The sequence below is a fragment of the Alteromonas sp. ISO5 genome (assembly GCF_058105165.1).
Map to the genome: position 1 here is coordinate 3,625,529 of NZ_CM176572.1, position 11,379 is coordinate 3,636,907.

General features: G+C 49.7%; 8 protein-coding genes. 4 read left to right on the forward strand and 4 right to left on the reverse strand.

Annotated features, from left to right (window positions below; translation table 11 throughout):
• Positions 1-55: 55 nt before the first annotated feature.
• From AC2T0J_RS16250 to AC2T0J_RS16260, 3 genes are all read right to left on the reverse strand, one after another.
• Positions 56-1,426, reverse strand: a complete 1,371-nt coding sequence (locus AC2T0J_RS16250) for a phage tail sheath family protein (protein WP_489806819.1) — start codon at positions 1,424-1,426, stop codon at positions 56-58.
• Positions 1,427-1,658: 232 nt separating this feature from the next.
• On the reverse strand, positions 1,659-1,787 hold the full coding sequence (locus AC2T0J_RS16255; RefSeq protein ID WP_489806820.1) for a hypothetical protein: 129 nt from the start codon (positions 1,785-1,787) through the stop codon (positions 1,659-1,661).
• A gap of 116 nt (positions 1,788-1,903) precedes the next feature.
• Positions 1,904-5,101 (reverse strand): ligand-binding sensor domain-containing diguanylate cyclase, encoded by a 3,198-nt coding sequence (locus AC2T0J_RS16260; protein ID WP_489806821.1) that lies wholly within the window; start codon positions 5,099-5,101, stop codon positions 1,904-1,906.
• A gap of 198 nt (positions 5,102-5,299) precedes the next feature.
• Between AC2T0J_RS16260 and gdhA the strand changes: the two genes are divergently transcribed.
• A complete protein-coding gene (gdhA, locus tag AC2T0J_RS16265; RefSeq protein WP_489806822.1) occupies positions 5,300-6,640 on the forward strand; it encodes an NADP-specific glutamate dehydrogenase in 1,341 nt (446 codons plus the stop codon).
• Between the two features lie 88 nt (positions 6,641-6,728).
• Here the strand turns inward: gdhA and AC2T0J_RS16270 are convergent, their stop codons facing one another.
• Positions 6,729-7,778: an NAD(P)-dependent alcohol dehydrogenase gene (locus tag AC2T0J_RS16270; protein WP_489806823.1), complete on the reverse strand. Its 1,050-nt coding sequence runs from the start codon at positions 7,776-7,778 to the stop codon at positions 6,729-6,731.
• A 316-nt stretch (positions 7,779-8,094) separates the two neighbouring features.
• Here AC2T0J_RS16270 and AC2T0J_RS16275 point away from each other — a divergent pair, with 316 nt between their 5' ends.
• The 3 genes from AC2T0J_RS16275 (at position 8,095) to gtfA (ending at position 11,215) form a co-directional block, all read left to right on the forward strand.
• A complete protein-coding gene (locus AC2T0J_RS16275) occupies positions 8,095-8,391 on the forward strand; it encodes a HopJ type III effector protein (protein WP_489810353.1) in 297 nt (98 codons plus the stop codon).
• A 205-nt stretch (positions 8,392-8,596) separates the two neighbouring features.
• Complete coding sequence (locus tag AC2T0J_RS16280) at positions 8,597-9,322, forward strand: substrate-binding periplasmic protein (protein WP_489806824.1); 726 nt, start codon at positions 8,597-8,599, stop codon at positions 9,320-9,322.
• 402 nt (positions 9,323-9,724) lie between these two features.
• On the forward strand, positions 9,725-11,215 hold the full coding sequence (gene gtfA, locus AC2T0J_RS16285) for a sucrose phosphorylase (protein ID WP_489806825.1): 1,491 nt from the start codon (positions 9,725-9,727) through the stop codon (positions 11,213-11,215).
• Positions 11,216-11,379 lie beyond the last annotated feature (164 nt).

Below are 11,379 nucleotides of genomic sequence, written 5' to 3' on the forward strand. Positions count from 1 at the left end.
TTTTATGCATGAAAAGCGAACAATGCAAGGTACTAATAAAAAGCTTAAACAGGCGTCAGGCTTGTTGAGAATGATGCTGAATTCGAAGGGTTATAAACTCTGCGGGCCTGATTACCGCCATGCCAATTTCGATGTTCATTAAGCCCTGGTGTATATCATTGGCGGTCATGGTTGTACCCAGGCCACAGTGCACATAAAAGGCATCATCAGGCGTTGAGGCGGTTAGCGCACCGCGTTTCCATAAGCTGATGAGGTAGTGCTCAACTGAATGCGTAATCCGGGCCCAGGTATTGGCGTCGTTGGGCTCAAATACAGCCCGGCTTAGCCACTTCTGCACCGATTCTTGTACAATGTTGACCAAACGCCGGGTGCTTATGTAGCGCCATTCGTTATCATTACCAGCCAGCGTGCGAGCCCCCCAAATGCGAATTCCGCGGCCGGTGAATTCACGAATCGCATTGATGGATTTACCGGTTGCAGTATCGGTATTTAACGCCTCATTTTCAGTATCAGAAAGGCTTATCACAGGGTGGCTAATGCCGCGCAATTTCACATTAGCGGGGGCTTTCCATACGCCCTCAGAGGCATCGACCTGAGTGATTGCTCCCGCTACCGCCGCCGACGCCGGTAAGGAAACAAACAGATCTGCGAGAAGAGGTTCAATGCCCCTGAATAGTTTAGGGTCGTCAGCTTTTATCTGGCTGAGTTGCGCTGTCTTGCCGTTATCGACGCTAACGGTAATGTGTTGATGGTATTGGGCAGACTGCCAGCGTTGAGTGGTGGTTAAAAAAGGGTAATAACACGCGCCACAATCAAGGTGGATATTACCGAAGTAGGCGCGGTTGGTACCTAACAGTGATGTGTTCATCGTCTTATCCCCGTCGGGCAGGTCGAACAGTGCCATTCGGTCGGCTAGCCTGTCGCATTGCGAGAGCATCAAATTGACTACTTGTTGGTAGTCGGCTGGTGCGAGTAGTACGTTTTCTGGTGCAATCAACAGGGTAATATCATCCACCTTCGCTGCGGCACACACGCCGTCAGACAGGACCGATAGCGTTAGCGGGGTTTGATAATTACCTGTAGAGACTACGTAGCACTGAGCGCCGCCGTTTTCAAAAAATAGCCTGATGGCATACCACAGCATCTGGCGGGGCAATACTGGCGATGTACTTTTCAATACTGGTCCGCCCGGAGTGGATGTCAGGTCCAGATGCAAAGACTCGGCTTCACTTTCGCCAAAGAACTGGCAGTATTCCCGAAACGAGCTGATTTTGGTTGGGACTAAGTGTAAGTCGCCATCCTTTTGGCGCGAGGCGACTCGCGTATAGCCAATAAACGCCGGTATCGCAGTGGGACCTTCAACGATACTGGTATTGATAGTGGGGATTTCCTCAATAAAAACGCCGGGATGCTTGAACTTGGGCATAGTCTTACCCCATGGGTTGTTGAAGTCGAATGACTGCACTGTACAACGCAACCAGCAAGATTGAGCATAGCACATTTATTCCTGGCCAAGCGAGAAGGGAGAGGAAGTGAAGTTTAAAGCTAACGTTGAGTTACCAGGTCGCAAGGCTGCAGGCCTGGAATATCAGGTTTGCTTGTGGCAGTTGCTATCTGACAGGGTGAAAGTGGGGTTGGCTCCTGGGGTCTGAGCTTGTTCATAAGCCACCTCGCAGCATGGCTTTGCGGGCATCCCCCTGAAAATCAATGAATCGTGGTGCGGTGGTCACCGTAAAATTACCCAACACCACAATTAGCGCTATTAGCATAAAACCATGGTGTTCCATGTTTAATCCCTGGCTTCGCCGAACTGGCACACCTTATTCGTTATCAGTACCGGGCCGTAATACACCGGTAGATATACTTGCCATTCGGCATATCAAGCGGCATCGCTGACTCTGAATCACTGGCGAACCCGTACATTGGCATGATCGAAGATGCGCGTGGGCTGTTGTTTAATTAGCTCCAGGGTGCTGTCTGGTAGCGTTGACCGGATACCGGTTATGCCCATCCAGGTGTCGCGATTGCGGCGTTTGGCACCGTATAACGCAGCATCCGCTATGCCGACGGTGCTTTGCCAGTCGAAAAAAGTATAGCGTTGCTGGTGTAGCGGATATGCAGCAAAACCCACCGAGCAGGTCACCTTTAACTGGGTCTGTCCGTTAATACTCATATCGCTTGCATTCACTGCATTGATTATACGCTCGGCCAGCAGGCAGGCCTCTTCCCGCGGTGTATTCTGCACCACTGCCAGAAACTCCTCGCCACCCCAACGCACCAGATAATCACTGTCGCGGAAGATGGCCGACAAGCGTTTTTGGGTTTCTACCAGCACCGCATCACCGGCCTGATGACCGTGGTTATCGTTAATGCGTTTGAAGTGATCCAGGTCGATTATAAAAAATAACATATCAGACTGATGGTGCGGGCGTGTATTGGTGGCTTCACAGTCTTTGTAATACCGGTGAACGCGGCTGATATCCCGCTGCATGTTCTGACTTAAAAAACGCCGGTTATGTAAGCCGGTCAGCGCGTCGGTTAAGCTGGCTTTTTCCAGAGCGACCGCCTGTTCGCTGAGTTTCTCATTTGCGGATAGCAGTTCAGCTGTGCGCTCGGCAATTTTTTGCTCCAGCACCTTCTGGCGGTGGCGGTAATGACGGAGGCCTAACTGATGTACGCCAAAAATGGCAATGGCCAATAGTAACAGGCTGGCCATGCTCGCATAGATAGTTTGATACCACGCAGGGAGCACGGTAAATCGTTGGCTGAGCGATGCGTGCTGCCAGGTAGTGCCATTGTCTGAGTATTGCAGCTCCAGTATGTACTCGCCCGGGTCGGGATCGGTAAGAGTCACAATCCGGTGATCGGCATCAAGTTGCGACCAGTTATCTTCGGTACCGGCCAGGCGATAACGGTATTGCAAATGTTCCGGATCAAGGTAGTCCAGCGCTACAAATTCAAAGGAAACACGTTTGGGCAGCGCGCTGATTTCAATGTGATCCAGTGTGGTCGCCGGATAGACTTTACGGTTATCCGCGGTCATTACTTCCATTTGTGTAAAGTTCAGGGACAATGGAATTGTCTGGCGGGGCAGTGACCCCGGGGCGATTATGGTCAGACCATTCTTACCACCGAACACCAGGTCGCCTGCCGCTGTCGTCGTTGCCGCGGCACGGGAGTAGGGGCTGTTTACGGCGGCTGGTCCGGCGGTTATCACGCGCAGAAGCTTTTGCTCAATATCAATGGCCGCAATCCCTCGCGACGTGCCTACCCATACCTGCTTATCACTCTCGCCGGCGATGGCCATTACGTTGTCGCCTGGCAGGCCAACGGCCGTGCTGAATTCAAGCCAACGGTTATCGGTGGTGAGCACAAACAATCCCGCCCCGCTGGTTGCCACCCAAAGCTGATCAAGACTATCTGCATAGAGGTCGGCAATAAATTGCTGTGCCAGGCGCGGATGGTCTACCGTTTCAATATCAACACTTTTAAGCAAGCCATTGGTAAGCCTGCCGCGCAGTAAGCCTTGCCAGCTTCCCACCCAGAGTGAATCGGGTGTTGCCAGCAACGATGCCACGCGGCGCTCGCTAAAACGCTCTGACAGTAACTGAACGGTAGGCTTAGTTGCTATCGCAGGTTGTTGCCATAAACCATCGGTTCCCCCTATCCAAAGCGCGTCAGACGACCGGGCCAGAGCGGTAGTGAAAGTGGACGCGCTCCTGCCTTCTACAGTAAGCGCTAAAGGCTGTTTATTGTCTGACGGGATAATCACCGACGCAAAATTCGCCGAGGCATAGAGGTTACCCGAGGGATCTGCAAATAATGTTTCCACCGGGTCCGTTCCATTTTGCCAAAGTTGCCGGATGGTGCCTTGTTGTGCAGTGAACTCTTCCAGCCCTTGTTCGCCGGACCCCACAATCAGATTATTGCCTATAGCCTGAACCGCATGTACTTTGCGGTTTATCAGGCCTCCGGGTCGTCCACTATCACCAAAAATATGTGCAACGGCAATATTGCCGGCATCATAGACATTGAGCGTTGCACCGCTGCCTATCCACACCAATCCTCTGGAATCGCGCAATAATGACCAGACGTTATTATCGCTAAGGCTGGCCGGTAATAAACGGTTGTGCCTGAAACGGCGAGTTGTCTGACTGGCTAAATCAAGCTCAATCAGCCCATCACCAAAGGTACCAATCAGTAGCACATCGGGGCGAATTTCTGTCACAGTAAACAGCCACGGGCTGTCATCCTGAGCGAGAGAGTAAGTAATAAAACCGGCTCCTTCAGACTTAACAAATAAGCCCTCGGCAGCGGTGCCTACCACGAGGTTTCCCTTCGCCGTGTTGGTAATAGCGCTGACCCTGATACCTTCAGGAAAGCCTGGTTCGGCGGTGAGTGGTGCAAACCGGCTATTGTTAAGTTTACTGCGGTACAAGCCTGTGTCGGTACCCACCCAAAGCGTATTGGCCTGGTTAACATGGAGGGCGTGGATCCGGGCATCGGTCGAAATGTGTAGCTGACTGAGTTGCGCTGATGCCGTATCAAACTGATAAAGCGCCCGATCACTGGCGATAACCAGAATGTCAGTGTGTGGCAAACTTAGCGCAGCGCCCGCTTGCACTGGTATGTCCTGCAGTAGGCTGGAGGCGACAGGTGTAAATGAGTTAGTGCCAGGGATGAGTCGGTACAAGCCGTTACTGGTGCCAATCCAGATACGGCCCTTGGCATCGCTAAATCCCTGGTTAACCTGAGGCGTGGGGGCTTTTTCATCCACACTTTTGAACCGTGCACGCACCAGTGATTTTGAATCCCAGCGCCACAAACCATTGGCTGCGACCAGCCAGATAAATCCTTGCTGGTCTTCCAGCACGGTATCGATTTGCCCTTCAAGGGTCGTGGAGCTTCCTAACGGCGACAGAAAAACCGGCTGCGCGTGGGATTGCCATTGGTTCACGCTGGCGTGGGCGGTAGTGCAAACAACTACCGTAAGCCAGAGTAGACCCAACGGTGTTAAAAGGCGTTTAGAAATAGACAAAGCACGCACCACAATCATCACTACTTTGTTTGCAAAATACCCGGCGAGAAACGGTGCATTCACAATTGTCGAAAAACTAGGCTATCAGTATAAGGTGTAAACGTCGGCCTGCCAATCCATCGTGGCCGCTGCGGATAAATAAAGGGCGCTGAGTATTCGCTAAGAAAGCAACTAATATCATCTTTCAGAGCACTCAAAAATGATCATACACCGGCAATAACCAGTACAAAACGGGTGTTTTATATTATTTAAAGGATTGGTATGACAGCGAAATCGAATTTAGACGAGTTTAACGAGTGGATTGAAAATCGGTACCCGCACCATGCGGAATACTTGCAGGCCACCAAAGAACTCGCCGCCGATGTAATGCCGATTTACAACGCACATGCTGACTATAAGCGCTATAACGTGCTAAAACGCCTGAGTGAGCCAGAGCGGGTAGTGCATTTTGCCGTACACTGGATGAACGACAAAGGTGAGGTGGAAGTTAATCGTGGCTGGCGGGTGCAACACAGCGGGCTTATTGGCCCCTACAAAGGTGGCTTACGCTTTCATCCCACGGTGAACGAGTCGGTACTGAAGTTTCTTGCTTTTGAGCAATCGTTTAAAAATGCGCTTACCGGCCTGCCCATGGGCGGCGCGAAAGGCGGCTCGGAGTTCAATCCGAAAGGCCGCAGCGACAATGAAATTATGCGCTTTTGTCAGGCGTTTATGCAGGAATTGCAGCGTCATATCGGGCCGCGCACTGACGTACCGGCTGGCGATATTAATGTAGGCGCGCGCGAGATTGGCTTTTTATATGGTCAGTACCGCCGTATGCACAACGAGTTCGGCGGCAGCCTGACCGGTAAAGACATCGATTTTGGTGGTAGCCATGTGCGAACTGAAGCCACCGGCTTTGGCTTAATTTACATGCTTCAATGCGTGCTCAAACATCACGATGACGCGATTGAAGGTAAGCGAATAGCCATTTCAGGTGCCGGTAATGTGGCCTTGCATGCTGCGTTAAAAGCCGCTGAACTGGGAGGCACTGTGATCAGTTTATCTAACAGTCGTGGTAGCTTTATTAAGGAAGAAGGCCTGAGCAGCGCTGATATTCGCTGGGCCATTGAAAATCGCATGCACGAGGCGAATATTCTTACCGCCCTGGCTGATGAGCGCGGTGGGAGCTGGTTTAGCGGTGAGAAACCATGGGGTTGCACTTGCGATGTAGCATTGCCGTGCGCCACGCAAAATGAACTTGATGAGCCGTCGGCAAAGAGATTGGCAGACAACCATTGTCAATACTTACTGGAAGGCGCCAACATGCCTACTACTCACGACGCCAAAGCGCTGATCGCCGATGCAGGCATAGTGTTTGTTCCGGGCAAAGCGGCTAATGCGGGTGGGGTTGCTATGTCGGGTATGGAAATGTCGCAAAATGCCGCATTTGAGCGTAAAACCTTCGCCCGGCTCGATGACGAACTCAAAGCCATCATGACCTATATTCATGACCGCTGTGCCGAAGAAGGCCAAGAAGACGATAAGGTCAATTATGCCAAAGGCGCGAACATTACGGCCTTCAGGCAACTCGCCAACGCTATGGTTGCTCAGGGCGTATAGTTCTCTGAACTCCAGGCGTAAAAAAGCAGCGCAATAAGCGCTGCTTTTTTGAACGAGTTGCTGAAAACAGCAATCTAACAGCCAGCGTTTACTCGGCGCTCAGTGACGCCATATCGATAACAAAGCGGTGCGCCAGATCGCCTTTAGCCAGGGTTTCAAATGCACCGTTAATCTCATCCATTTTAATCATTTCGCAGTCTGGATAAATGCCGTGTTCAGCGCAGAAATCCAGTACTTCCTGAGTTTCTTTGATACCCCCAATCAGCGAGCCAGCTACCCGGCGGCGACCCAATACTAATGGTGGAGTCATCAGCTCTTCCATTGGGCCCACCTGACCGACGATAACGAGAGTGCCGTCGATATCCAGCAGTGGTGCATATTGCCCCACGTCATGCTTAACGGGAGCAGTGTCGATGATCAGATCAAAAGAGCTTGCAGCCGCTTTCATTGCATCTTCATCGGTAGACACCAGAATGCCTTTGGCGCCCATGGCTTTCGCTTCTGCTGCTTTTTTATTGGAGCGACTGATAGCCGTCACTTCGGCATCCATGGCGGCGGCCAGTTTAACTGCCATATGACCAAGACCACCTAAGCCAATTACGCCAACGCGAGTACCTTTTTTAACGCCCCAGGTACGAAGTGGCGAAAAGGTTGTGATACCCGCACACAGAATTGGTGCTGTTTTCGTCAGGTCCATACCCTCTGGCACGTTCAGCACGAATTCTTCACGCACTACAATGTGTTTGGAGTAGCCACCCTGTGTTGTTTCACCAGAGATACGATCCGGTGCACCATAGGTGGCGGTCATACCATTACGGCAGTATTGCTCTTCATGGTTGTGGCACTGGTCACATTCCTGACAGCTGTCTACCATACAGCCTACCGCTACGTTCTGACCTACTTTGTAGTTTTTTACATCATCACCGATGGCGGTTACCACGCCAACAATTTCGTGGCCAGGGATTAAAGGATAGGGTTGCGGACCCCAGTCACCGTTTACTGTGTGTAAATCAGAGTGACATACACCGCAGTATAAAATCTCAATTGCAACATCATTGGCGCGCAGATCACGGCGCTCAAAATGATAAGGTTTCATGTGAGCATCGTCTGAGAATGCAGCGTAGCCAACTGTTTTCATAGTGTTACCTCTGTTTTTGGTCTTTAGAAAGTGCTTTATCAGCGTGCGAAGTATTATGCATGAAGCAATGGGAAATTCGCCTGCCTAATCCTGTTTTGCTATTGCCTGATCGTGTGGAATTAGTTTTGTTTACCTGTGTCTGTACTGTCAGATGGACACTTTTGATCAAAAATTCAAGGTAGGTATAGAAAAGGTATTCTGGTTTAATAGCGCGCAAATTATCCCGCAAATTTGTGACTATTCAGTGGAGACGCCAGTGGCTTACAACAATCAGCAGGCACTTATCGAACAACTAGATAACGCGCCGGAACACGTCATGTTTAATGATGTTATTGCCTTTATCGATGAAAATTTTCGTTTTACGCCCACGGCGTTTACCAACGGAAAAGTACAAAATGAAGCAAACCAGAACAATGGATCCTGTAAGCTGCTGGCACTGGGGCAATACCTCAAGCTAACCAACGAACAAACCCTGGCACTCTTCGGCAGTTATTACCGGGACGATGTGCTGGGTAACCCCGATGGCACAGACCACGCCAATATTCGCAGTTTTATGCAATCCGGTGCTGAAGGGGTAACATTTGAGGTGTTTCCGTTAGGAGCTAAAAACTAGCCAGTGAGAGTAGCAGGCCTGAATGATAACGTGCGTTAGCGCCACTTTTTCATGCTTTATTGTGACTCGCTGAGCCAACATTACTACATTTTTATAATGTTTTATCAATGAGGTAGGGCTATTATAGGCTGGAGTTGCCGGGGGGCTTATCAATACCGGCCCGATGTGGCTTTCTTTTTACTTGTTGTATTTAAAGGTGTCGCCCTTGTATTCATCTATTAAAAAGCATTGGATTCTGGTTATCACTTGTTTGGCTTTATCCCGCAGTGTGGTGGCCGGTGAAACATTTACGTTTGCTGCTGAAAACAGCTGGCCGCCGTTTGCCATGGCGAATGGTAGCGGATTGTCGCGCGATATCATCGAGCAAGCACTTTCTTACAGCGGCTCTACTGCCACGTTTATTCCGGTCCCCTATGCCAGAGCATTAAAAATGGCCGAGAATGGTCAGGTAGACGGAGCGTATAACGTCACCCTCCAAAAGAATACCCAGCAACGATTTGTATTTGGCTCCGAGCCTTTGTTTCAGGCTACAGCCTCGTTTTATTACCCCAAAGACTCAACCTTTAACTATGCCAGCGTGGATCAGTTTCCCGGCGGCTTGAGCATCGCGTTGATTACCGGCTATGAATACGGCGATAGTTTTGAAGCCCATCGAAAGCGATTTAAAGAGGTGAGGGTGGCTAACCAGCGCCAAATTATCAATATGCTGCTGGAAAACAAGGTGCATATGGCGATTATGTTCGACGACGTGGCTTCTTATACTCTGGCTGCTATGCAACTACCGCAGGACACTATTCGCAAAGGTAAGTTGAATCATATCAGTGATATCTATGTGGCTTTCTCGCCCAAAGTCGACAACGTGGAAGCTAAAATTGCCTTATTTGACGAAGGTTTACGGCAGTTAAAACAAGAAAGTAAGAGTAACCAATAGGATTGTCGAACGCCATAGTTAACATCAGCCAGACAGAAGAGTCATTTTCGCCAATGCACGTTGCAATACAGAACTCGGTGACACGTTCTTAAGCTAACTAAATTATTAAGTCAGCGAAGAGCCTGTTAAGTTTATGGCAGTAGCAAGGCATTTTTACTGGCAATTACCTTTGGGTGAGCTAAACGTACGCTTAATTGTCCGCACTGGCTGGTAATATAGTTTTGTATTTATTAACAATATTCCGTTAACTGCTATTCACTATTTAGTTTCTCACACTTTTCCGCGAGTTAGCGAACACAGTAGAACAGACATTTGTAATTAACATTAAAATAACACTTGCTAAATGGAGTGAATTGTCCGATTATTTAACTTAATCGATTAAGTTTTATTGTGAGTAGTGTTATGAATCGTTCAAATGGTGTCCAGTTAATTACCTACGTAGACCGGTTAGGCGGTGGTGACATCAAGGCGTTAAATACGTTGTTTAACGAACAGTTAAAAGGCGTGTTTGACGGGGTGCATCTGTTACCTTTTTTCTATCCCATCGATGGTGAGGATGCCGGATTTGATCCTATCGACCATACCGAAGTTGATCGCCGCTTAGGCTGTTGGCAGGACGTAGGTGAGTTGGGTAAAAACATGGACATCATGGCCGATATGATCGTGAATCATATGTCGGCACAAAGCCCACAGTTTCAGGATGTGCTGGTCAATGGTCAGGCATCGCCGTTCTGGCCGCTGTTTCTGACCCGCGACAAAGTGTTTGCAACTGATGAACATCAGGATATCGCAAAAATCTATCGTCCGCGCCCCACGCCGTGCTTTACCGATATCACGCTGCATAATGGTGAAACCGTACCGTTCTGGACCACCTTTACCTCTAATCAGATCGACATCGATGTTAGCTCTGAGGCAGGTCAGGGGTATCTTGAAAAAATACTAACGGCATTTGAACGTAATAATGTGGATCTTATTCGTTTGGATGCGGCTGGCTACGCCATTAAAAAGCCGGGTACCAATTGCTTTATGCTTGAAGAAACCTTTGATTTTATCGAAGACCTGAGCCAGCAGGCCCATAGCCGCAAAATGAAGTGCCTGGTTGAGATACACAGCTATTACAAAACCCAAATCGAAATCGCCAAACGTTGCGATATGGTATACGACTTTGCCATGCCGCCACTGGTGCTGCATAGCCTGTTTAGTGGTGATCCCTCAGCACTGGCTAACTGGTTACAAATTTCGCCGCGCAATTGTGTTACGGTGCTGGATACTCACGACGGAATTGGCATTGTGGATGTGGGCCCGGAAGGTGACAAGCCCGGCTTACTCAATGCCGCTCAAATTGACGCACTGGTCGAGCAAATTCACCAAAACAGCAATGGTCAGAGCCGGGAGGCCACCGGTGCAGCGGCCAGTAATCTCGACCTCTACCAGGTAAACTGTACGTATTACAACGCGTTGGGTGCTAATGACCAGGCTTACCTGATTGCCCGTGCCGTACAGATATTTTCGCCGGGTATTCCTCAGGTGTATTATGCCGGACTCTTTGCGGCCGAAAATGATATGGCACTGTTGGCCAAAACCAATGTGGGCCGAGACATCAATCGTCCCTATCTGGATGAAAAGGCAGTCAGTGAGGCGCTTGAGAAGCCCGTCGTCAAAGCGTTAATTGCGCTGATTAAATTACGTAATTCACTGACCGCCCTGGCAGGTGAATTTTCCGTTACGCAACAAGAAAATGTCCTGCGCCTTACCTGGCAGGCTGCGCAGTCTGCGGCACTGCTAACGGTTGATTTTGCTTCACTGGTGGCATCAGTCACTTATTGCGAAAAGGGTATCGAACATAGCGTTGAACTGTCGGTAGATAGCTTAGCGCAAAGCGCAATAGCCTGATTTTATTCGCCTCATCGTGCCGGATCGCGCCTGTGGCCCGGCATTCATCTATTTTTACTTCCCACCAACAAAGTACATAGCTCGCTAGTACAGGGTTTTGCAGTGAATGGCCTGTTACATCACTGATCTATTTTCAATCAGCACAGGTACTAACCAAAGAGTTA